General features: G+C 73.8%; 17 protein-coding genes and 2 pseudogenes. 12 read left to right on the top strand and 7 right to left on the bottom strand.

The features are described from left to right. Positions 1–67: 67 nt before the first annotated feature. The 6 genes from atpA (at position 68) to ACWEO5_RS24760 (ending at position 5,896) form a co-directional block, all read left to right on the top strand. On the top strand, positions 68–1,642 hold the full coding sequence (atpA, locus tag ACWEO5_RS24785; protein WP_452164480.1) for a F0F1 ATP synthase subunit alpha: 1,575 nt from the start codon (positions 68–70) through the stop codon (positions 1,640–1,642). 33 nt (positions 1,643–1,675) lie between these two features. Continuing rightward, a complete protein-coding gene (locus ACWEO5_RS24780; RefSeq protein WP_344558231.1) occupies positions 1,676–2,590 on the top strand; it encodes a F0F1 ATP synthase subunit gamma in 915 nt (304 codons plus the stop codon). A gap of 2 nt (positions 2,591–2,592) precedes the next feature. Continuing rightward, positions 2,593–4,038 (top strand): F0F1 ATP synthase subunit beta, encoded by a 1,446-nt coding sequence (gene atpD, locus ACWEO5_RS24775; RefSeq protein WP_344558230.1) that lies wholly within the window; start codon positions 2,593–2,595, stop codon positions 4,036–4,038. A gap of 217 nt (positions 4,039–4,255) precedes the next feature. Beyond that, a complete protein-coding gene (locus ACWEO5_RS24770) occupies positions 4,256–4,639 on the top strand; it encodes a F0F1 ATP synthase subunit epsilon (RefSeq protein ID WP_344558229.1) in 384 nt (127 codons plus the stop codon). Positions 4,640–4,765: 126 nt separating this feature from the next. Continuing rightward, a complete protein-coding gene (locus ACWEO5_RS24765) occupies positions 4,766–5,266 on the top strand; it encodes a DUF2550 domain-containing protein (RefSeq protein ID WP_344558228.1) in 501 nt (166 codons plus the stop codon). Positions 5,267–5,323: 57 nt separating this feature from the next. Beyond that, the gene (locus tag ACWEO5_RS24760; protein ID WP_344558226.1) at positions 5,324–5,896 is read left to right on the top strand and encodes a cob(I)yrinic acid a,c-diamide adenosyltransferase; all 573 of its coding nucleotides are present in this window, start codon (positions 5,324–5,326) and stop codon (positions 5,894–5,896) included. A 7-nt stretch (positions 5,897–5,903) separates the two neighbouring features. On the opposite strand, the gene ACWEO5_RS24755 is transcribed toward ACWEO5_RS24760, so the two are convergent. Next, positions 5,904–6,131, bottom strand: coding sequence for a hypothetical protein (locus ACWEO5_RS24755; RefSeq protein ID WP_452164479.1), 228 nt, complete (start codon positions 6,129–6,131; stop codon positions 5,904–5,906). A gap of 961 nt (positions 6,132–7,092) precedes the next feature. On the opposite strand from ACWEO5_RS24755, the pseudogene ACWEO5_RS24750 reads away from it, so the two are divergent. The 3 genes and pseudogenes from ACWEO5_RS24750 (at position 7,093) to ACWEO5_RS24740 (ending at position 11,356) form a co-directional block, all read left to right on the top strand. Further along, a pseudogene (locus ACWEO5_RS24750) lies at positions 7,093–7,721 on the top strand (response regulator). A gap of 466 nt (positions 7,722–8,187) precedes the next feature. Continuing rightward, a complete protein-coding gene (locus ACWEO5_RS24745; RefSeq protein ID WP_452164478.1) occupies positions 8,188–8,523 on the top strand; it encodes an STAS domain-containing protein in 336 nt (111 codons plus the stop codon). 319 nt (positions 8,524–8,842) lie between these two features. Next, positions 8,843–11,356, top strand: coding sequence for an ATP-binding protein (locus ACWEO5_RS24740; RefSeq protein ID WP_452164477.1), 2,514 nt, complete (start codon positions 8,843–8,845; stop codon positions 11,354–11,356). 308 nt (positions 11,357–11,664) lie between these two features. On the opposite strand, the gene nucS is transcribed toward ACWEO5_RS24740, so the two are convergent. Further along, positions 11,665–12,324 (bottom strand): endonuclease NucS, encoded by a 660-nt coding sequence (gene nucS / locus ACWEO5_RS24735; RefSeq protein ID WP_344558216.1) that lies wholly within the window; start codon positions 12,322–12,324, stop codon positions 11,665–11,667. Between the two features lie 563 nt (positions 12,325–12,887). On the opposite strand from nucS, the gene ACWEO5_RS24730 reads away from it, so the two are divergent. Further along, entirely contained in the window at positions 12,888–13,280 is a 393-nt protein-coding gene (locus tag ACWEO5_RS24730; protein WP_344558214.1) for an SCO5389 family protein, read from the top strand. A 143-nt stretch (positions 13,281–13,423) separates the two neighbouring features. Here the strand turns inward: ACWEO5_RS24730 and ACWEO5_RS24725 are convergent, their stop codons facing one another. Beyond that, positions 13,424–14,653 (bottom strand): LLM class flavin-dependent oxidoreductase, encoded by a 1,230-nt coding sequence (locus ACWEO5_RS24725; RefSeq protein WP_452164476.1) that lies wholly within the window; start codon positions 14,651–14,653, stop codon positions 13,424–13,426. A gap of 304 nt (positions 14,654–14,957) precedes the next feature. Here ACWEO5_RS24725 and ACWEO5_RS24720 point away from each other — a divergent pair, with 304 nt between their 5' ends. Next, positions 14,958–15,272 carry an ATP/GTP-binding protein gene (locus ACWEO5_RS24720; protein ID WP_452164475.1) on the top strand — a complete coding sequence of 105 codons (315 nt, stop codon included), beginning with the start codon at positions 14,958–14,960 and terminating at the stop codon, positions 15,270–15,272. 14 nt (positions 15,273–15,286) lie between these two features. Here ACWEO5_RS24720 and ACWEO5_RS24715 read toward each other — a convergent pair whose 3' ends face one another. Both ACWEO5_RS24715 and ACWEO5_RS24710 read right to left on the bottom strand, forming a co-directional pair. Continuing rightward, positions 15,287–16,054 carry an ABC transporter permease gene (locus ACWEO5_RS24715; RefSeq protein ID WP_452164474.1) on the bottom strand — a complete coding sequence of 256 codons (768 nt, stop codon included), beginning with the start codon at positions 16,052–16,054 and terminating at the stop codon, positions 15,287–15,289. A gap of 2 nt (positions 16,055–16,056) precedes the next feature. Further along, a complete protein-coding gene (locus ACWEO5_RS24710; protein WP_452164473.1) occupies positions 16,057–17,046 on the bottom strand; it encodes an ABC transporter ATP-binding protein in 990 nt (329 codons plus the stop codon). A gap of 96 nt (positions 17,047–17,142) precedes the next feature. On the opposite strand from ACWEO5_RS24710, the gene ACWEO5_RS24705 reads away from it, so the two are divergent. Further along, positions 17,143–17,934: an alpha/beta fold hydrolase gene (locus ACWEO5_RS24705; protein WP_452164472.1), complete on the top strand. Its 792-nt coding sequence runs from the start codon at positions 17,143–17,145 to the stop codon at positions 17,932–17,934. A gap of 112 nt (positions 17,935–18,046) precedes the next feature. On the opposite strand, the gene ACWEO5_RS24700 is transcribed toward ACWEO5_RS24705, so the two are convergent. Both ACWEO5_RS24700 and ACWEO5_RS24695 read right to left on the bottom strand, forming a co-directional pair. Beyond that, positions 18,047–18,976: a coiled-coil domain-containing protein gene (locus tag ACWEO5_RS24700; RefSeq protein ID WP_100836326.1), complete on the bottom strand. Its 930-nt coding sequence runs from the start codon at positions 18,974–18,976 to the stop codon at positions 18,047–18,049. Positions 18,977–19,084: 108 nt separating this feature from the next. Continuing rightward, positions 19,085–21,403, bottom strand: a pseudogene (locus ACWEO5_RS24695) (hypothetical protein); the annotation flags it as partial.

Raw genomic sequence — 21,403 nt, 5'->3', positions numbered from 1 at the left:
AGAGTCGAGCACTTGCGGCCCTCAATGGCGGGCCGAGGATCGCAAACTAGGAGAGCAGGGAAGCCTGATGGCGGAGCTTACGATCCGTCCGGAGGAGATCCGGGACGCGCTGGCCGACTTTGTCCAGTCGTACCAGCCGGACGCGGCCTCGCGTGAAGAGGTCGGCACGGTCACCGAGGCCATGGACGGTATCGCCAAGGTCGAGGGCCTGCCCTCGGTCATGGCCAACGAGCTGCTGAAGTTCGAGGACGGCACCCTCGGCCTCGCGCTGAACCTCGACACCCGCGAGATCGGTGTCGTCGTCCTCGGTGAGTTCTCGGGCATCGAGGAGGGCCAGACGGTGCAGCGCACCGGCGAGGTCCTCTCCGTCCCGGTCGGCGACGGCTACCTCGGCCGCGTCGTGGACCCGCTGGGCAACCCGATCGACGGCCTGGGCGAGATCGCGGCCACCGGCCGCCGCGCCCTGGAGCTGCAGGCCCCCGGCGTCATGGCCCGCAAGTCGGTCAAGCAGCCGCTGCAGACCGGCATCAAGGCCATCGACGCGATGACCCCGATCGGCCGCGGCCAGCGCCAGCTGATCATCGGTGACCGCCAGACCGGCAAGACCGCCGTCGCCGTCGACACGATCATCAACCAGCGCGACAACTGGCGCTCGGGCGACCCGGAGAAGCAGGTCCGCTGCATCTACGTCGCCGTGGGCCAGAAGGGCTCCACCATCGCGTCCGTCCGCGGCGCCCTGGAGGAGGCCGGCGCGCTGGAGTACACCACCATCGTGGCCGCTCCCGCCTCCGACCCGGCCGGCTTCAAGTACCTCGCCCCGTACACCGGCTCGGCCATCGGCCAGGAGTGGATGTACGACGGCAAGCACGTCCTCATCGTCTTCGACGACCTGTCGAAGCAGGCCGAGGCCTACCGCTCCGTCTCCCTGCTGCTGCGCCGCCCGCCGGGCCGCGAGGCGTACCCGGGCGACGTCTTCTACCTGCACTCCCGCCTGCTGGAGCGCTGCGCCAAGCTGAACGACGCCCTCGGCGGCGGCTCGATGACCGGTCTGCCGATCATCGAGACCAAGGCCAACGACGTCTCGGCGTACATCCCGACCAACGTCATCTCGATCACCGACGGCCAGTGCTTCCTGGAGTCCGACCTGTTCAACGCCGGCATCCGCCCGGCCGTGAACGTCGGCATCTCGGTCTCCCGCGTCGGTGGCTCCGCCCAGATCAAGGCCATGCGCTCGGTCGCCGGCCGTCTGCGCCTCGACCTCGCCCAGTACCGCGAGCTGGAGGCGTTCGCCGCCTTCGGTTCCGACCTGGACGCGGCCTCGAAGGCCCAGCTGGAGCGCGGCGCCCGCATGGTCGAGCTGCTGAAGCAGGGCCAGTACCAGCCGTTCCCGGTCGAGGAGCAGGTCGTCTCGATCTGGGCCGGCACCACCGGCCAGCTGGACGACGTCCCGGTCGCGGACATCCGCCGCTTCGAGCGCGAGTTCCTGGACAACGTCCGCCTGGAGCACAAGGGCATCCTGGCCGGCATCGTCGAGACCGGTCTGCTGGAGCAGGGCACGATCGACGCGCTGACCGCCGCGATCAACTCCTTCAAGCAGGGCTTCACCACGGCTGACGGCAAGCTGCTCTCCGAGCAGGCCTGAGTCCGGTAGCGAGGGAAAGGACGTAACGACCCAATGGGAGCACAGCTTCGGGTCTACAAGCGCCGCATCCGCTCCGTCACCGCGACGAAGAAGATCACCAAGGCGATGGAGATGATCTCCGCGTCGCGCATCGTCAAGGCGCAGCGCGCGGTGGCCGCCTCCACTCCGTACGCCGACGAGCTCACCCGCGCGGTGACCGCGGTGGCCACCCGGTCCACCGCGAAGCACCCGCTGACCACCGAGAACCCGAACGCCTCGCGCGCCGCCGTCCTGCTGATCACGGCGGACCGCGGCCTGGCGGGCGGTTACTCGACCAACGCCATCAAGCAGTCGCTGGCGCTCGCCGCCCGCCTCCGCGAAGAGGGCAAGGAAGTGGTCACGTACATCGTCGGCCGCAAGGGCGTGGGCTACTACGGCTTCCGCAACCTGGCGGTGGCGAACTCCTGGACCGGCTTCTCCGACAAGCCGACCTACGGGGACGCCAAGACGGTCGCGGCGGACCTGATCGAAGCCTTCACGGCGGAGACCGGCGGCGTGGACGAGCTGCACCTGGTGTCGACCGAGTTCGTGTCGATGCTGACGCAGAACGCGGTGGACCACCGGCTGCTGCCGCTGAAGCTCGACGAGGTCGAGCTGAGCGACGGCGCGCCGGCCAAGAACCAGATCTTCCCGCTGTACGACTTCGAGCCGTCGGCGGAGGGCGTCCTCGACGCGCTGCTGCCGCGGTACGTCGAGAGCCGGATCTACAACGCGCTGCTGCAGTCGGCTGCCTCCGAGCACGCCGCCCGCCGCCGCGCCATGAAGAGCGCGACGGACAACGCCGGCGAGCTCATCAAGTCGCTGACGCGGCTTGCCAACTCGGCCCGTCAGGCCGAGATCACCCAGGAAATCAGCGAGATCGTGGGCGGCGCGAACGCGCTGGCCGACGCTAGCGCGGGGAGCGAATGAGTATGACCACCACTGTTGAGCCGACCACGGCGACGGGCCGCGTCGCGCGGGTCATCGGCCCGGTCGTCGACGTGGAGTTCCCCGTCGACGCCATTCCGGACATGTTCAACGCCCTGCACGTCGAGGTGGACAACCCCGACGGCTCGGGCAAGAAGACCCTGACCCTTGAGGTCGCCCAGCACCTCGGCGACGGCCTGGTCCGCGGCATCTCGATGCAGCCGACCGACGGCCTGGTCCGCGGTTCGCAGGTCACCGACACCGGCGCGGCGATCTCCGTCCCGGTCGGCCAGATCACCAAGGGCAAGGTGTTCAACGCCCTCGGTGAGGTGCTGAACGTCGACAAGGCCGAGTTCGAGTCCCAGGTGCAGGTCAAGTGGCCGATCCACCGCAAGGCCCCGAACTTCTCCGAGCTTGAGTCGAAGACCGAGATGTTCGAGACCGGCATCAAGGTCATCGACCTCCTCACCCCGTACGTGCAGGGTGGCAAGATCGGTCTGTTCGGTGGTGCCGGTGTCGGCAAGACCGTGCTGATCCAGGAGATGATCTACCGCGTCGCCGAGAACTTCGGTGGTGTGTCGGTGTTCGCCGGTGTCGGCGAGCGCACCCGTGAGGGCAACGACCTCATCGACGAGATGGTCGACTCGGGCGTCCTGGACAAGACCGCGCTGGTCTTCGGCCAGATGGACGAGCCCCCGGGCACCCGTCTGCGCGTCGCGCTCTCCGCGCTGACCATGGCGGAGTACTTCCGCGACGTCGAGAAGCAGGACGTGCTCCTCTTCATCGACAACATCTTCCGGTTCACCCAGGCCGGTTCCGAGGTGTCGACCCTGCTCGGCCGCATGCCCTCCGCGGTGGGCTACCAGCCGAACCTGGCCGACGAGATGGGCCTCCTGCAGGAGCGCATCACCTCGACCCGCGGTCACTCGATCACCTCGATGCAGGCGATCTACGTCCCCGCGGACGACCTGACCGACCCGGCGCCGGCCACCACCTTCGCCCACCTGGACGCGACCACCGTTCTGTCGCGCCCGATCTCGGAGAAGGGCATCTACCCGGCCGTCGACCCGCTGGACTCCACGTCCCGCATCCTCGACCCGCGGTACATCTCGGCGCTGCACTACGACACCGCCGTCCGCATCAAGGGGATCCTGCAGAAGTACAAGGACCTCCAGGACATCATCGCGATCCTCGGCATCGACGAGCTGTCCGAGGAGGACAAGGTCACGGTGCAGCGGGCCCGCCGCATCGAGCGCTTCCTCTCGCAGAACACCTACGTGGCGAAGCAGTTCACCGGTGTCGACGGCTCGACCGTCCCGCTGTCGGAGACCATCGAGGCCTTCAACGCGATCGCGGACGGCAAGTACGACCACGTCCCGGAGCAGGCCTTCTTCATGTGCGGTGGCATCGACGACCTTGAGCGCAACGCCGCCGAGCTGCTGAAGAAGTAACCGCAGGCCGGTTGCACGGCAGACCGAACCGTTGAGGGGTGGTCCCCGGCTCTCAGTCGGGGGCCACCCCTCACCGCTGGATCTGCTGTGATCCCGGTCATTTACACGGCCTTGGTTTCGTTCCGGGGCCGCGTGACCGTTATTCTTACCGAAACTGCCGAGATCGCCGCCCGTTCGCCCGGGTGCCCGAGGACCGGCAAGAGCCAAGGAGCCCACGTTGGCTGAGCTGCACGTCGAGCTGGTCGCAGCCGACCGCAAGGTGTGGTCCGGTGCGGCCACCATCGTTGTCGCCCGCACGGCCTCCGGTGACACCGGCATCATGCCCGGCCACACCCCGGTGCTGAGCGTGCTGGAGACCGGTCCGGTCACCATCCGCACCACCGACCAGGGCACGATCGTCGCCGCGGTGCACGGCGGCTTCATCTCGTTCGCCGACAACAAGCTGTCGATCCTCGCCGAGATCGCCGAGCTGGCCGACGAGATCGACGTCGCCCGCGCCGAGCGCGCGCTGGAGAACGCCAAGACCGACGCGGACTCGCACGCCGAGCGCCGCGCCGAGGTCCGCCTGCTCGCCGCCGGCGGGCTCAAGGCGCACCACTGAGCCTGATCTCGACGACGGTCCCGGGGACGCCTGGAGCGTGACCCCGGGACCGTCGCATCAGTTGGTAGGAATGGGCGGTCGTGCATCGACCGCCACGGGGACGAGGCAGCGAGGAGGTAGGTGAGCATGGTCCTCGCCCTTGTGGTGTGCGCGTCGGTCGTGGTCCTCGCCATCGCCGGATTGGTCGGCTTCGCGGTACGCCGCCGCCTCATCCAGCGGGTGGGCGGCACCTTCGACTGCTCCTACCGCCTGAAAATGCCGGCCGACGCCTCCACCCAGCCGGATCTCGACGAGAACGGCCGACCCACCTCCGCCCCGGTCCCGCAGACCGACGGCAAGGGGTGGGTTTTTGGTATCGGCCGCTACAGCGGCGACTCGATCGAGTGGTTCCGGGTCTTCTCCTACGCGCCCCGGCCGCGCCGGGTGCTGCCGCGCACCGAGATCGAGGTGCTGGGCCGCCGCTACCCGCAGGGCCAGGAGGAACTCGCCCTGCTGTCCGGCTCGGTGGTGCTGCGCTGCCTGCACAAGGGCGCCCCGCTGGAGCTGGCGATGAGCGACGACGCGCTGACCGGCTTCCTGGCCTGGCTGGAGGCGGCGCCGCCCGGGCAGCGGGTCAACGTCGCGTGACGTTCGGCTCAGTGAGCCACCGTTAACACGGTTCGGCGGGCCCGCTAGGCTGCGGGCATGGTGAACCTCACGCGCATCTACACCCGGACCGGGGACGACGGCACGACCGCGCTCGGCGACATGAGCCGGACCACCAAGACCGACCCCCGGCTGATCGCGTACGCGGACACCAACGAGGCCAATGCGGCGCTCGGCGTGGCGCTGGCCGCCGGGGAGTTGGACGACGAGCTGGTCGCGGTGCTGACCCGGATCCAGAACGACCTGTTCGACGTCGGCGCGGACCTCGCCACCCCGATCGTCGAGGACCCGAAGTACCCGCCGCTGCGGGTCGAGCAGTCCTACGTGGACCGGCTGGAGGGGGACTGCGACCGGTTCCTGGCGGAGCTGGAGAAGCTGCGCAGCTTCATCCTGCCCGGCGGGACGCCCGGCGCGGCGTACCTGCACCTGGCGTGCACGGTGGTGCGGCGGGCCGAGCGGGCGACCTGGGCGGCGATCGAGGAGCACGGCGAGAGCGTCAACCCGCTGACCGCGAAGTACTTGAACCGGCTGTCCGACCTGCTGTTCATCCTGGCGCGGACCGCCAACAAGGAGCGCGGCGACGTGCTGTGGGTGCCCGGCGAGAACCGCTGACCCGCGGTCACTTCTCCCGCGCGGGGAAGACCGTGTAGCTGGCGGCGACCAGCAGGTTGATGCCGACCACCAGGCCCATCCGCGGGTACCGGGAGTCCAGCGCCGCCGTCCGGGCGCCGTCGCCGACCAGCCACTGCACGCCCGCCACCGGCGCCACCGTGACCACCGAGGCGAGCAGCGTCAGCGCGAACACGCCCCACTCGTAACGGGCCCGCGGCGCACCGTACTTCGGCATCCCGGCGGGTCTCGGGCGGCCGGCCGGCCGGCCGGTGCGCGGCGTGGCCGTCGGCCCAGCGGACCAGGCGGCGGCCGTGGGCGAGCGAGAAGCCGACGTACGCGGCCGCCAGGCCGTGCGTCCAGTCGGCGGTGGCGCCGCCGCGCAGGTCGGCGACGGTCGCGCCGAGGATCACCAGGTCGACCACCGGGAGCAGCGCGAGCAGCACCGCGCCGGTGCGGCGCAGGCGCAGCCCGTACCGGGCCAGCAGCCCGGCGGCCAGCACCACCCAGAAACCGACCTCACCCGCCACGATCAGGGAAACCATGCTTCGATCCTGCTCCCGCGCGGGTTCCGGCACATCGTCCGGCCAGTCGACGGGGGCGTGCGACTTTCGGCGGACGGCGGGTCGTCCGACCGGTCGTTCCGGCAGGTCGGAAGGAGTGCTGGGATGGGCCCCGTGAGGCTCACCGACCGCCAGGAGGACCTGGCCATCGCCGCCGCCGGGCTGCTCGGCGGCCTGCTGCTGCTCGCGTTCGGCGCCTACGACGCCCGGCCGGGGCGGCCGGCCGGGGCGGCCGGGCTGCGCTTCGAGGCCGAGGAGTCGGGCGAGCGCGGCGAGCTGCCCGCCCCGCTGGAACTGGCCGCGTACCGGATCGTCCAGGAGTCGCTGACCAACGCGGTCAAGCACGCCGCGCCCGGCCCGGTACGGCTGGAGATCCGCTACGGGGAACGGGAGTTGGAGATCTCGTTGAGTTCCGCCTACTGGCCGGGCGAGGGGCGGCCGGTGCCCGGGGCGAAGGCCGGGCCGGTCGGTACGGGCGAGCGGGCCCACCTGCTCGGCGGGGAGTTCGCCGCCGGGCCGGACGGGGAGCGGTGGACGGTGCGGGCGGTGCTGCCGCGGGCGGCGGGCGGCGGGCGGGGGACGGGCGTGATCCGGGTGCTGGTGGCCGAGGACCAGGCGGCGGTGCGGACCGCGCTGATGATGATCCTGCGGGCGGAGGACGACCTGGAGGTGGTCGGCGAGGCGGCCGACGGCGAGCAGGCCGTCCGGCTGGCGCGGGAACTGCGGCCCGACGTGGTGCTGATGGACGTCCGGACGCCCCGGATGGACGGCGTCACCGCGACCCGGGAGGTGGTCGCCGCCGGGCCGGGCAGGTGCTGGTGCTCACCACCTTCGACCTGGACGAGTACGGGTGGGGCGCGCCGCGGGCCGGCGCCGCCGGGTTCCTGCTCAAGGACCTGGAGGCCCGGGCGCTGGTCGACGGCATCCGGGCGGTCGCCCGCGGCGACGGCATGCTCGCGCCGTCCGTCACCCGGCGGCTGATCTCCTCCTTCGCCCGGACCCCGGGCCCGCCGCCGGACGCCGCCGCAGCCGCCGGGCCGGCCGCGCTGGAGGCGCTGGAGGCGCTGACGCCCAAGGAGCGGGAGGTGCTGGGCTGCCTCGGGGCGGGGCTCTCCCACGCGCAGATCGCCCGGCGGCTGCACACCGCCGAGGCCACCACCAAGACGCACGTCAGCCGGATCCTGGCCGAGCTCGGCCTGCGCAGCCGGGTGCAGGCCGCGATCCTCACCCAGGAACTCACGGTGCCCGTCCCCGGGGAGGACTGAGCGGGGCCGGCCCCGGGGAGGACCGGGCGGGACGGGGGAGCGGGGCGGCGAGCGGGAGGGGTGCAGATCACACCCCCTCCGGCGCAGATCACACCGCCGGATCGCACCACGGCGGGCGCGCTCCCACTAGAGTCCGGCGAGAGCGATGCCGCTCCCGCAGGTGGTCCGTGCTGCCCGGGTGCGGGACGTTCTGGGCGGCCGGGTGAGTTTGCTCACGGTCCGCCCCGCAGACGGGTGATTTGGGCGGTAATCGAGCGTAGGTGTGAGGTGATCCTGCGTATATTCCCTCGGACGGGTGAAGTTGAGGGGCAGTCCGGCGGGTGACAGCAACCTGCGGAACTGGTTCGCCGTCAGATTCAGGAAGGGGCCGGTGCGCGGACACGGCCCCACGGGGCACGGACGTCCCCCGGGGTGCGAACGGCACCGTGGAGCGGGCGCACGGCAGGCGGCCGAGGAGGAGGACAGCATGCGCATCACCGGCGACCACGCCGAACTGGCCATCGAAGGACGGCTCGACGTGCGCAGCGCCGCCGACGCCAGGGCGCTGCTGCACGCCGCCGTCGACGGCGGCGAGGGAGACCTCGTCCTCGACCTCGGACGCCTGGAGTTCTGGGACGCCACCGGGCTCGGCGTCATCATGGGGACCCACCGCCGGGCCGGCCGGGTCGGACGCCGACTGGTGCTCCGGGACGTGCCCGTGCAGCTGCAGCGCCTGCTGGTCGCCACCCGGCTGCACCGGATCCTGGCCGTCGAGGGCGCCGTGCCGGACCCCTGCGGGACGACGCTCCCCGCGCTCGGCTAGTGCCGCGTCAGGCAACCTTCGCCCGTCGCGACGCCCGGCACGCACTCTCGCCGCACCGGCCGAAAACCCAAGTACATCCAGTACGAGGGCTTCCGGCCGGCACGCCGATAGCACGCACCGGACGCCGCTCCTTCACGGCGAAGATTGCCTGACGCGGCACTAGGCCCTCCCCGGCCGATCCCGCCGGAGGGGCCCCGACGCTCCCGCCGGGAGTTCGTGTGCGGACCGGCTAGCTGCCGGAGCCACCCCTGTGTGGTGATGCGCCGCGCCCGTGTGGGAAAGTCTCCGCTCAGGTGTCCGAGTGGCGGGGAGCAGCGACGTGGGTCAGCCGAACGGGGAGTTCCGGGGGGACGGGGTGCGCCCGCGGAGCGGCGAACTGGTCAGCGGAGAACGGCTGGTGGTGGTCGGCGGGCCGGAGGGTTCGGAGGCCCGGCACTGCCCCGACGAGTGGATGCCCCAGCCCCGGCGGATCCGCGGACTCGTCCAGGCCCGGCCCGAGCTGGGCCCCAGTCCGGCCGTCGGCCCGCTCGCCCTCGGCGCCGGACCCGGCGACCTGCGGCTGCTGGACCGCGACGGCGACATCGAGGCGCTGGTCGAGCAGCTCCGGGCGGGCCGCTCGGTCCAACTGGTCGGCCAGGCCGGCTCGGGCCGCTCCGCGCTGCTCGCCGCCGTCGCCGAAGCCGCCGGGGAACTCGCGCCGGACGGCGTGGTCCGGCTCAGCGGCTACCACCGCACCGTCCCCGACCTGCTGCAGGAACTCTTCGCCGTCACCCACCAGGCCCCCGACTTCCGGCCCGACCGGGAACAGCTCGCCGAACTGCTGGCCGGCGTCGCCGCCGTGGTCGTGATCGACGACGTCGAACCCGGCGGCGAGGAACTGGAGGAACTGCTCGCGTTCGCCCCCGAGTGCGCCTTCCTGATAGCCGCCGCCCCCGGCGGCCCGCCGCCCGCCCCCGGCTCGCGGCTGCGCGACCACCTGGTCGCCGGCCTCTCCCGCCCCGCCTGCCTGACCCTCGCCGCCCGGCTCGCCGGCCGCCCGCTCGACGAGACCGAACGGGCCTGGGCGGTCGACCTGTGGTTCGAGTCCGAGGGCCTGCCGCTGCGCTTCGTCCGGGCCGCCGCGCTGCTGCGCCAGCGCGACGTCACGGTGGACGCCCTGGTCGCCGCCCAGGAGGAGCGCCGCAGCCTGTTCGGCTTCGTCCAGGAGTACGAACTGCCCCGGGACCCGGCCGAGTTGGAGCGCGAACTGCGCCACCAGGTGCCGCTGCCCTCGGTCGGCGAGAGCGCCGCGCCCGCCCGCCGCCTGGTGCAGGGGCTGAGCGAGTCCGCCCGGCTGGTGCTGCGACTCGCCCTCGCCCTCGGCGGCGAGTGCCCCACCGCCCCGCACCTGCCCGCGCTGGTCGACGTCGGACTCGGCGAGAGCGCCCTGCAGGAACTCGTCGAAGCCGGACTCGCCGTCTCGGTCGGCGGCCACCACCGCCTCACCGAAGGCGTCCTGGACGCGCTGCTCCCCGAGGTCGAGGACGACGTCAACGGCCTGCCCGCGCCGTTCGCCCCCGGCGGGATCGCCCACGGCGCCGCCGAACACCTCTCCTGGTGGGTCGGACACGCCTCGGTGTCGACCCGCCAGGTCGCCGCCGAGGCCGAGGTGATCATCGCCGTACTGCTCGCCGAACGGGACGCCGACCGCCCTGAGGAAGTCCTCCGGCTCGCCCGGGCCGCCGCCCCCGCACTCGCCCTGTCGCTGCGCTGGGGCGCCTGGGAACGCACCCTGCAACTCGGCCTGGAAGCCGCCAGGATGCTCGGCGCCACCGCCGAACAGGGCTGGTTCCACCACGAGTTGGGCGTGCACGCGCTCTGCTCGGGCCACCCGCAACGGGCCGTCGCCGAACTGGAGGCGGCCATCGCGCTGCGCGCCGCCGCGGGCGAACAGCGCGGCGCCGCCGGGGCCCGCCGGATGCTCGACCTGATCCGGATCGAGGAGACCGCCGCGCTCACCGCCGGCTCCGACACCGAACCCGCCCGCCGCCGCCGCTCGATCCGGGCCATCGCCCAGGTGGTGCCCGGCCGGCTGCGCAAGCGGGCCCCGCGCGGCGCCCGCAAGACCGCGCTGCTGGCCGGCGCGGCGGTGATGGCGCTCGGCGTCCTCGGCACCGCGATCGGCGTCGCCGCCACCGGGGACGACCGCCCCGCCGGCGGCGACGCCGGCAACTCCACCGAGGACCTCCCCCCGCTCGACCCCACCACCAGCCCCCGCAGCACCTCGCCCGCCCCGACCCCGTCCACCCCCGACAGCCCCTCCGCCACGGACAGCCCCAGCGCCAGCGACAGCCCGACCGCCTCCGCGAGCACCTCGGCGACGAACAGCCCCACCGCCACCCACAAGCCGAGCAGCACCCCGACCACGACGAGCACCACGACGAAGGCGGGGACCGGCACGACCGGCGGCACCACCGGCGGCACGGGCGGCACGACCACGGGCGGGACGACCGGCGGGACCGGCACCACCGGCGGGACGACCGGCAGCACGACCGGGGGGACGACGGGCGGTACGACGACCGGTGGCAGCACCACGGGTGGCACGGCCGGCGGGACCGGCACCACCGGCGGCACGGGCGGCACGACCACGGGCGGGACGACCGGCGGGACCGGCACCACCGGCGGGACGACCGGCAGCACGACCGGCGGTACGACCGGGGGGACGACGGGCGGTACGACGACCGGTGGCAGCACCACGGGTGGGACGACCGGCGGCGGCACGACCACGGGCGGTACGACCGGCGGAACCACCACCGGGGGGACGACCGGCGGGACCGGCACCACCGGCGGCTGACAGCCCGCCCATTGGCAGCCCGTCAGTGTGCCAGCAGTCGTTCCGGGCTGAGGTCCCCCCGGGCGAGGGCGCGGGCGTACGGGGCCCGGGCCGGGTGGGTGAGGAGGCCGGGGGCGTCCGGGCCGAGGGTGCGGCGCAGGAGGCGGTGGGCGACGCCCGGGGAGGCGGAGCGGGCGCGGGGCCAGGTCTGGGCGCCGGACGGGGGGGGGGGGGCGCGGGGGGGGGGGGGCGCGGGGGGGGGGGGGGGGCGGGGGCGCGCGCGGGGGGCCCCCCGCGGGCGGGGCGGCGCGACCGGGGGAGGGGCGGCCCTAGAACAGCTTGAGCTTGTCGTCGTCGATGCCGCGCAGCTCGTCGTAGTCCAGCACGACGCAGCCGATGCCCCGGTCGGTGGCCAGCACGCGGGCCTGGGGCTTGATCTCCTGGGCGGCGAACACGCCCTTCACCGGGGCCAGCAGCGGGTCCCGGTTGAGGAGTTCGAGGTAGCGGGTGAGCTGCTCGACGCCGTCGATCTCGCCGCGGCGCTTGATCTCCACGGCGACCGTGGTGCCGTCGGAGTCCCGGCAGAGGATGTCGACCGGGCCGATCGGGGTCGGGTACTCGCGGCGGATCAGCTGCCAGCCGGAGCCGAGCACCTCCATCCGGTCGGCGAGCAGCTCCTGCAGGTGGGCCTCGACGCCGTCCTTGATCAGGCCGGGGTCGACGCCCAGTTCGTGCGAGGAGTCGTGGTGGACGTCCTCCAGGGTGATGATCAGCTTCTCGCCGGCCTTGTTGGTGACCGTCCACACGCCGTCGGCCTCCTTGAGGGAGCACGGCGGCGACATCCAGTTCAGCGGCTTGTAGGCCCGGTCGTCGGCGTGGATGCTGACGCTCCCGTCGGCCTTCACGATCACCAGGCGCACGGCGGAGGGCAGATGTGCAGCGAGGCGGCCCGCGTAGTCCACGGTGCACTTGGCGATGACAAGACGCATGGGGACAAGCCTAAGGCCCGCCGGGAGTGCCCCGGTCCGTGTTCGATTCCGGGGGCTCCGGCGGACCGCCCGGCGCGGTGGGGCCCAGGCGGCGCAATCCCGAGACAGCCGGTCCGGCCGGGCCGGGCCCGGGGGCCGTTTGAAGCGAGTGCGCGCACGGCGGGTGTCACCCGGGCGGGAGCGGCGAAGCATGGTGACCGCACGGCTGCGCGGGGTGAGGGGGCCAGTTCGGCGCGGTGGGTTGGGACACGTCGGATTCCGGCCAATCTCGTCCCGGAAGGGGCGTTCCGGGCGGCAATCCACCGATTCACCAACCCGGGTGAGGGGGTGCCTGCCACGCTGGTCTGACCCCCCGGACCGAACCCGACGCGCGGCGTCCACCGATCCGTCGCACCGTCACCACTCGAACAACGCGCGCGGTTCACCCGCACATCCGTCCCAGCACCCCCAGCACTCCCCAGCACCCCCTCGGCACCCACGGCGCCACCCTCACCGCACCACCGCACCACCTCGGCACCACCGCCCCGGCGATCCCGCCGGAGCGGACCACGAGAGGAGAACCCATGTCGCTCGACGTCTCACCGGCCATGCTGGAGAAGGCCGAACGAGGCGAGGTCGACGAGCGGGAGTTCGTCGACTGTGTCCGCACCTCGCTGCCCTACGCCTGGGACATGATCAGCTCGCTGGTCGCCCAACTCAAGGTCGACGGAACCGACTTCGCCGACAACGAAGTCCCCCCGCCGAGCGAGCAGGAGCGCGGACAACTGCTCCGCGCGCTGGCCAGCGACGCGATCCGGGGCGCTCTGCAGCGCCACTTCGGCGTCCGGTTGGCCTTCCAGAACTGTCACCGGGTCGCCGTCTTCGCCCCCGGCCCCGACGCCGACGAGCGGCTGGCCCGCTTCACCTCGGTCCGGGCCCAGCTGCTCAACCAGTCGCCGGAGCTGCGCGACTGCTGACCCGGCGTCAGCGCACCAGGCCGCCCGCACCCGCTGACGAGGCGTCAGCGGCCGCGTACGGCCGTCGAACGCGGGCCCCCCGGTCCCAGTCGCCCGGGGCGGCCCGCGGCCGGGCGCGGGCCCGTAGCGGCCCGTGGCGGACCTCAGGAGAGCTGCGGCAGCACCTCCGCGCCCAGCCGGGCCAGGTTGTGCAGCGTCGCCGCGGTGTCGCCCGAGCCCTCGGCGAGCAGCGCGAAGCGCCGGATGCCGGTGCGCTCCGCCGTCGCCAGCAGCCGGTCCGCGCACTGCCGGGGCGTGCCCACCGCGTGCAGGTCGCAGAGCAGTTCGGTGTACGCCCGCGGGTCGCGCATCGAGCGCTCCCGGCCGTCCACCGTGCGGTGCGCGCCCAGGCCGTGCGCGAAGAAGTCCGGCATCGTCCGCAGCAGGCCGGCCCGGGCCGCCCCGGCCCGGTCGTCCACCTGTGCCACGCCCGCCGCCACGTGTTCCCGCTCCACCCGGGCCAGTTGCTCCTCGCCGCGCCCCGCCGCCCGCCAGGCCGCCCGGTACGCCGCCAGCATCTCCCGCTTGTCCTCGTCGCCCGCGTGCATGCCGAGCAGCATCGGCAGGCCCCGCTCGGCGGCCGTCCGCACCCCGCCCGGCGAGGTGCAGGCCACCACCACCGGCGGGCCCGACCGGACCGGCGCCGCCTCGTCCTGGCGCTGGCGCGGGATCACCGCGCCCTCCAGGCCCAGCCAGCCCGCCAGGTCCGCCCGCCGGCCCGGCTCCGCGGCCCGCGGCACCACCGCCACCTCCGGGAACGCGAACTGCTGCCCCGTCGCCCCCACCCGGGCCCCGCGCAGCCAGCGCAGCAGCAGGTCCAGGCGTTCCGGGAAGCCCCGCTCGTACGCCTCCAGGCCGCCGCCGAACACCGCCAGGTCGATCCACGGGCCGCCGCGCCCCACGCCCAGGGTGAACCGGCCGCCCGAGGTCAGGTGCAGCAGCGCCGCCTGCTCGCCCAGCGCCACCGGGTGACGGGTGCTCAGCACGCTCACCGCCGTCCCCACCCCGATCCGCCGGGTGCGGCCCAGCAGCATCGCGGCCAGCGTCGCCGCGTCCGGGCAGACCCCGTACGGCACGAAGTGGTGCTCGGCCAGCCACACCGCGTCCAGGCCGGCCCGCTCGGCGGCCAGCGCCGCCGAGACCGTCCGGTCCAGCGCCTCGCCGTGGCTCTGGCCGGGGAACTGCGCGGACAGCAGGAAGGCACCGACCCGGACCGCGTCCGTGCCGGCGCCCGGTGCCTGCTCCGCCGCCGCCCGTTCGGCCGGCACCACCCCCGCGCCAACCGTCCGCGGGGCGGCGGAGCGGGCTTCGGGCCGGGGGGTGGTCTTCGTCATCGGGTGCCTGCCTCGATCGGTGCCGCGCAGGGTCCGCGGGCCCCGCCGTGTCACCACGTGAGTAACCCATGTCATGTGCCAATGGCACGCCGAACCCCCGAAAACTCCGAGGAAGGGTGGATTACCCCGGAAACCCGGGCGCCGGACCCGCCCGCCGTGCTATTGGGGTCCGCGGGGGCGGTGGGACGGCCGTCGGCCCCCGGGGCGGGAACCCGGTCACCGCCGGGAAGTGCGGCGCTCCCCGCCCGCGGCCCGGGCGCGCCCCGTACCCTTGAGGCACGCCACGCCGAGGAGAGGGAATCCCGTGTCACCCCGCCGCAACCGGATCGACAAGCCCGAGGACCGCGGCAGCGGCGCACCGACGGGGGGCTCGCTGCGGCGGACCGAGGAGTACCGGGGCGAGGAGTGGGTGGTGCAGACCGTGGCGGGCACCGCCGGGCGGTACTACCGGTGCCCCGGCTGCGACCAGGAGATCCCGCCCGGCGTCGGGCACGTGGTGGCCTGGCCCGACCACGGCGGCGGCGTGGACGACCGGCGGCACTGGCACCGGGCCTGCTGGGGAGCGCGGGAGCGCCGCGGCTCCAACATCCAGCGGGGCCGCGGCGCTCCGAAGTACTGACGGCTGACGGGAGCTCAGGCGTCGCGCTTCCGCAGGACCAGGTAGCCGCAGACCAGTGCGGCGGCCGTCCACAGCGCGCAGATCAGCAGACCGACCCACGGGCCGTACGGCTGGTCGTCGGGCTGGTAGACCTGGATGGCCCGGGAGCCGGCCCAGTCCGGGAAGTAGTGGGCCACGTTCTTCACCTTCGGCACCACCGAGAGGATCGGCGAGAGCAGGAAGAAGAACGGCACCAGGATGCCCAGCGCCAGGGTCTGGTTGCGCAGCAGCACCGTCACCCCGGCCGCGAACAGGCACAGCAGGGTCAGGTACAGCGCCGCGCTGAACACCGCGCGCAGCACGCCCGGCGCGCCCAGCGTGGTGTGGTGCTCGCCCAGCATCGCCTGGCCGGCGTAGAAGGTGACGAACGCCGTCACCAGCGAGACCGCCAGGGCGAGGCCGCCGATCACCGCGGCCTTGGCGGCCAGCAGGGCGCCGCGCTGCGGGACGGCGGCCAGCGAGACCCGGATCATGCCGCTGCTGTACTCGTTGCCGATGGCGAGCACGCCGAACACCACGATCGCCAGCTCGCCGAGCATGATGCCGGAGAAGGCCGTGCCGGTGGCGTCGAACGGGGTGCTGGAGTCCTTGGTGAAGTCGGCGAAGTTGTTCTTGGTCACCAGCGACAGCAGGGCGCCGACGACCAGGGTGACCAGGAAGGCCGCGGCCAGCGTCCAGACGGTGGAGCGGACGCTGCGGATCTTGGTCCACTCGGACTGCGCGACGGCGGGGAACGCGGCCATCCTCAGCCCTCCTTTCCGGACTTGCGCTCGTTCCAGCCCGCGCCCCAGGCCGGGGCGGGTTCGGCGGCGGGCCCGCCGGGTGCGCCGGAGCCGCCGGTGCGGTACTCCACCGACTCGGCCGTCATCTGCATGAACGCCTCCTCCAGCGAGGCCTGCTGCGGGCTCAGCTCGTGCAGGGTGACGCCGTGCGCGGCGGCCAGTTCGCCGAGCGCCACCGGGTCGCCGTCGACCACCTCCCAGGCGCCGTCCGGGCCGGCCTCGGCGGTCAGGCCGGCGCCGTGCAGGGCGTTCAGCAGCTGCTCCTGGTGCGGGGTGCGCAGCCGGACGGCCGAGCGGGAGTTGCGCTTGATGAACTCGGCCATCGGCAGGTCGGCGAGCAGCCGGCCGCGGCCGATCACCACCAGGTGGTCGGCGGTCAGCGCCATCTCGCTCATCAGGTGCGAGGAGACGAAGACGGTGCGGCCCTCCGAGGCCAGCCGCTTCATCAGGTTGCGGATCCACAGGATGCCCTCGGGGTCGAGCCCGTTGACCGGCTCGTCGAACATCAGGGTCTGCGGGTCGGCCAGCAGCGCGGAGGCGATGCCCAGGCGCTGGCCCATGCCGAGCGAGAAGCCGCGGGCGCGCTTCTTCGCCACCGCGGTCAGGCCGACCAGGTCGAGCACCTCGTCGACCCGGGCGCGCGGCACCCGGTTCGACTGGGCCAGCCACAGCAGGTGGTCGTACGCGGTGCGGCCGGGGTGCACCGCCTTGGCCTCCAGCAGGGCGCCGATCCGGCGCAGCGGGTCCTGGATCTCGGCGTAGTGCTTGCCGCCGATGGTGACCTCGCCGCTGGTGGGGTGGTCCAGGTCGAGGATCATCCGCATGGTGGTGGACTTGCCGGCGCCGTTCGGGCCGAGGAAGCCGGTCACCACGCCCTCCGGGATGCGGAAGCTCAGATCGTCGACGGCCAACTTGTCGCCGTAACGCTTCGTCAGGTGGTGCAACTCGATCATGTGCCGCTCCTTGGTCTCTGGCCAGGTTATGGCAAAAAGCGGATGAATCGGACAACCTGCGCCCGGGGTGCGCCCGCCGGGCCCTACGGTGGAACCATGACCTCGTCCAGCGCGCCGACCGTCCGCGAGAACGGCACCGGCACCCCGCTCGTCCTGCTGCACGCCTTCCCGCTCCCCGCGCGGATGTGGGAGGTCCAACTGGAGCGCGTACCCGGCCCGGCCGGGGACGACGCCCGGGTGATCGCACCGGACCAGCGCGGCTTCGGCACCGCCCCGCTCGGCGACCTCCCCCCGTCGCTGGACACCGCCGCCGACGACCTCGCCGGCCTGCTGGACGGCCTCGGCGTCGAGCGCGCCGTACTGGGCGGCCTGTCGATGGGCGGCTACGTCGCGATGGCCTTCGCCCGCCGCCACCCCGAACGGCTGGCCGGACTCGTCCTCGCCGACACCAAGGCCACCACCGACACCGACGCCGCCCGCGCCAACCGGGAACGCGTCGCCGCCGCCGTCCTGGAACGCGGCAGCGTCGACCTGCTGATCGAGGAGCGGATGGCGGAGAACCTGCTCGCCCCCGGCACCGACCCCGAACTCACCGACGCCGTACGGAAGATGATCGCCGAGGCGGACCCGGCCGCGGTCGCCTGGGCACAGCGCGCGATGGCCGCCCGCCCCGACTCGCTGGACGAACTGGCCGCCCTGGAGGTGCCCGCCGCGGTCATCGTCGGCGAACTGGACACCGTCACCCCGCTCAGCGAGGCCCGGATGATGGCCGAGGCGCTCTCCGACGCCGAGCTGACCGTCATCCCGGCCGTCGGCCACCTCTCCTCGCTGGAGGCCCCCGAGACCTTCAACGCCGCCGTCCGGGCCCTGCTCAAGCGCGTCAAGTAGCCGGAACCGGGCCGGAACCGGGCCGGAACGCCGAAGGGGCCCGGAGCGAGAGCTCCGGGCCCCTTCGGGCACTTCAGGACTTCAGCGGTGTCCCGACAAGGCGGTCAGGCCGTCAGCGCGACTGCTGCGCCGGCACGCCCAGCGAGTCGTCGGTCGGCAGCGAGGCCGCCGCGACCGCGGCACCGGTCAGGGTGGCCAGCATCTCGCGGACGTTGGTCAGCTGCGCGTTGATCGAGTCGCGGCGGTTGGTGAGCGCCGCCAGTTCGCGCTCCGACTCGCTGCGGACCCGGTCGGCCTTGGCGTTGGCGTCGGCCACGATGTCCTCGGCCTGGCGCTGCGCCGTCTCGATGGTCTGGCGGGAACGGCGCTCCGCGTCGGTGCGCAGCTTCTCCGCCTCCAGGCGGAGCTGCTCGGCGCGGTGCTCGATCTCGGCCAGCCGCTTCTCGGCCTTGGCCTGGCGGGCCGCCAGGTCGCGCTCGGACTGCTCCCGGCGCTTGGCCAGGTTGGTCTCGAACTCCAGGGCGGCCTGCGCGGCCTTGGTGCGGGTCTCCTCGAAGAGGGCGTCCGCCTCCTCGCGCTTGTTCTGCGCGTCCTTGTTGGCCTCGGCGCGCAGCTGGGCCGCGTCCGACTTGGCCTTGTCGACGATCCGCAGGCCCTCGTCCTCCGCCTTGGCCTTGCGGTCCTTGGCGTAGTTCTCGGCCTCGGTGCGGACCTGCTGCGCGGCGGCCTCGGCGAGCTCGCGGTGCTGCTCGGCGGCGCGGTGCGCCTCGTCGCGCAGGTCCTTGGCCTCCTCCTCGGCGAGGCGGAGGATCTTCTCGACGCGGGCACCGAGACCGGCGTACGAGGGCTCCGCGTCGGTGACCGCGGCCTGGGCCGTCTGGGTCTCCAGGTGGAGTTCCTCGATGCGCTTCTCCAGCGCGCTGATCCGGGAGAGCGCGCTGTCTCGGTCGGCCACCAGCTTGGCGATCCGCTCGTCGACCTGGGCGCGCTCGTACCCACGGCGTACCAGGTCGAAGCCGTGCGGGGAGTGACTGTCGCTCATGGGATTTCTGGGCTTCCTGTCGTCAAACCGCTGAGATGGTTGAGGGAATCCTGACACGGTACCGGAGTGTCAACGGCGAAACACCGTCGGTTCGCGGACAATGTCCGCTCAATCGGGTGGCGCCCCCCCGGAGCGATTGCCCGCCGACCGCGAAGAGCCCACTCCGGCACCAGCCTTGGGCCCTCCGTCCTTCTTGCTTCCCCCGTTGCCGTGGGCCGACGGAGCGGGGGCCTCGAACGCCTCCAACGCCGACAACACGTCCTGCACCCGAGAGATCTCGGTGTTGATGTCCTTGCGCCTGCGGACCAGTTCGTCCAACTCCCGCTGGCCCTCGTCGGTCACGCGCTTGGCCTCCGAGCGGGCCTCGGCGAGCAGCCGCTCCGCCTCCTCGGCGGCCAGCCGCAGCTGCTCCTCGGCGTCCGAACCGGCCCGCCGCACCCGCTTCTCGGCCTCCTCGTCGGCCCGCTTGAGGCGCGACGCGGCCTCGTCGGCCGCCGCCTCCAGCTGCTCCTCCGACTCCATCTCGGCGGCCTTGAGCTTCGCCTCCGCCTTGATGATCAGCGCCTCGGCGCGGGTGGTGGAGTCCGCGAGCTTGTTCTCGGCCTCCTTGAGCAGCGTCTCGGCCTTGCGCACCGCCGAGATCCGCACCCGGCCCGCCTCCGCGGACGCCTCCGACGTCAGCTCGGACGCCCGCGACTCGGCCGCCGCGATCAGCTCCGCGGCCCGCTCCTCGGCCTCCGCGACCTGCGCCTGCGCCTGCTCCTCGGCCTCGGTCAGCTGCTCCTGGGCCGCCGTCACCAGCGCGTCCACCCGCTCGCCGGCGGACTTCATCGCCTGGGCGTTCTCCTTGCGGGCCCGCTCGTGCAGCGCCTCGATCTCGGCGTCGGTGCGCTCGCGCAGCTCCTCGGCCCGCTCGCGGATCGCCGTGGAGTCCCGCCGGGCCTCCGACAGCAGCGCGTCCGCGTCCGAACGGGCCTTCTCCACCTCGGCGGTGCCCTGCGCCTCGGCCTCGGCACGCAGCCGGTCCGCCTCCTGGCGGGCCGCCGACACCATCGCGTCGGACTGCTCCTCGGCGGCCGCGGCCACCGCCAGCGCCTCCGCCTGGGCCTGCTCGCCGAGCTGCTCGGCGTCCGCGAACGCCTTCTCCAGCACCGACTTCGCCTGCTCGCGGGTCGCCCGGTCGTACGCCTCGGCGGCCTCCCGGGTCTCCCGGTCGAAGGACTCGGCCCGGCCGCGGATGTCCGCGTCGAAGTCCTCCGCCAGCGTCCGGGTCGCCAGCGCGTACTCCTCGGCGTCCGAGCGCAGCGCGTTCGCCCGCTCCTCGGCCTCGGTCAGCGCCGCCGACGCCAGCTCGTCCGCCTCGGTCAGCGTCCGCTGCGCGGCGGCCTCTGCCTCGGCGCGCTGCTGCTGCACGAACTCGGCCACGGCGGCCCGCAGTTCGGCGGTCTCCCGGTCCGCGCTCTCGCGCAGCTCGCGGTCGTACGCCTCGGCCTGCTCGCGCAGCTCGGCGCGCTCGCGCTCGGCGGCGGCCCGCAGCTCGGCGATCTGGCCGGTGGCCTTCTCGTGCAGGCCCGCCACCGACTGGCGGACCTCGGCGGCCTCCTGCTCGGCCGCCGCGACCAGCTCGGCGGCCCGCGCCTCGCCGTTCGCCCGCAGCTGCTCGGCGGCGTGCTCGGCCCGCTCGCGCAGCTCGGCGGTCTCCCGCTCGGCGGTGGCCCGCAGTTCGCGGTCGTACGCCTCGGCGGCCCCGCGCAGCTCGGCGGTCTCCCGGTCCGCGCTCTCGCGCAGCTCGCGGTCGTACGCCTCGGCCTGCTCGCGCAGCTCGGCGGTCTCGCGCGCCGCGCTCTCCCGCAGCTCGGCGGTCTCGCGGTCGGCGGCGGCCCGCAGTTCGCGGTCGTACGCCTCGGCGGCCTCCCGCTGCTCGGTGGTCTCGCGCGCCGCGCTCTCCCGCAGCTCGGCGGTCTCCCGGTCGGCCGCGGCCCGCAGTTCGGCGCTCTCCCGTTCGGCGGTCTCGCGCAGTTCGGCGCTCTCGCGCTCCGCGGTGGCCCGCAGTTCGCGGTCGTACGCCTCGGCCTGCTCGCGCAGCCGGGTCGCCTCGGCCCGGTCCGCGGCGGCCTCCACGCCCAGCGCCCCGGCGTCCGCACGGGCGGTGGCGAGGGCCTGCTCGGCCTCGGCGCGCAGCCGCTGCGCGTCCTGCTCGGCCTCGGCGCGGGCCTGCGCGGCGTCCGCCCCGGCGCTCTCGCGCAGCCGGGCGGCGTCGGCGGCCGCGGCCTCGCGGACCTGCTCGGCCTCGCCGTCGGCGGCCTCCCGGATGGCGGCGGCCTCGGCCAGCTTCTCGGCGGTCAGCGCCTGCTCGCGCTCCAGGGCGGCCCGGGCGGCCTCGCGGGCGGCGGCGGCCTCCTCGCGCAGCGCCTCGGCGGCGGCCTC

This window comes from Kitasatospora sp. NPDC004272 (assembly GCF_053603035.1).
This window is presented reverse-complemented; position numbering and strand designations above follow the sequence as displayed.

What these genes read in the sequence shown, in the direction of transcription:
- atpA (WP_452164480.1), top strand. Translation starts at nt 68, where the DNA reads ATGGCGGAGCTTACGATCCGTCCGGAGGAGATCCGGGACGCGCTGGCC.
- ACWEO5_RS24780 (WP_344558231.1), top strand. Translation starts at nt 1,676, where the DNA reads ATGGGAGCACAGCTTCGGGTCTACAAGCGCCGCATCCGCTCCGTCACC.
- atpD (WP_344558230.1), top strand. Translation starts at nt 2,593, where the DNA reads ATGACCACCACTGTTGAGCCGACCACGGCGACGGGCCGCGTCGCGCGG.
- ACWEO5_RS24765 (WP_344558228.1), top strand. Translation starts at nt 4,766, where the DNA reads ATGGTCCTCGCCCTTGTGGTGTGCGCGTCGGTCGTGGTCCTCGCCATC.
- ACWEO5_RS24760 (WP_344558226.1), top strand. Translation starts at nt 5,324, where the DNA reads ATGGTGAACCTCACGCGCATCTACACCCGGACCGGGGACGACGGCACG.
- ACWEO5_RS24755 (WP_452164479.1), bottom strand. Translation starts at nt 6,131, where the DNA reads ATGCCGAAGTACGGTGCGCCGCGGGCCCGTTACGAGTGGGGCGTGTTC.
- ACWEO5_RS24745 (WP_452164478.1), top strand. Translation starts at nt 8,188, where the DNA reads ATGCGCATCACCGGCGACCACGCCGAACTGGCCATCGAAGGACGGCTC.
- nucS (WP_344558216.1), bottom strand. Translation starts at nt 12,324, where the DNA reads ATGCGTCTTGTCATCGCCAAGTGCACCGTGGACTACGCGGGCCGCCTC.
- ACWEO5_RS24730 (WP_344558214.1), top strand. Translation starts at nt 12,888, where the DNA reads ATGTCGCTCGACGTCTCACCGGCCATGCTGGAGAAGGCCGAACGAGGC.
- ACWEO5_RS24725 (WP_452164476.1), bottom strand. Translation starts at nt 14,653, where the DNA reads ATGACGAAGACCACCCCCCGGCCCGAAGCCCGCTCCGCCGCCCCGCGG.
- ACWEO5_RS24715 (WP_452164474.1), bottom strand. Translation starts at nt 16,054, where the DNA reads ATGGCCGCGTTCCCCGCCGTCGCGCAGTCCGAGTGGACCAAGATCCGC.
- ACWEO5_RS24710 (WP_452164473.1), bottom strand. Translation starts at nt 17,046, where the DNA reads ATGATCGAGTTGCACCACCTGACGAAGCGTTACGGCGACAAGTTGGCC.
- ACWEO5_RS24705 (WP_452164472.1), top strand. Translation starts at nt 17,143, where the DNA reads ATGACCTCGTCCAGCGCGCCGACCGTCCGCGAGAACGGCACCGGCACC.
- ACWEO5_RS24700 (WP_100836326.1), bottom strand. Translation starts at nt 18,976, where the DNA reads ATGAGCGACAGTCACTCCCCGCACGGCTTCGACCTGGTACGCCGTGGG.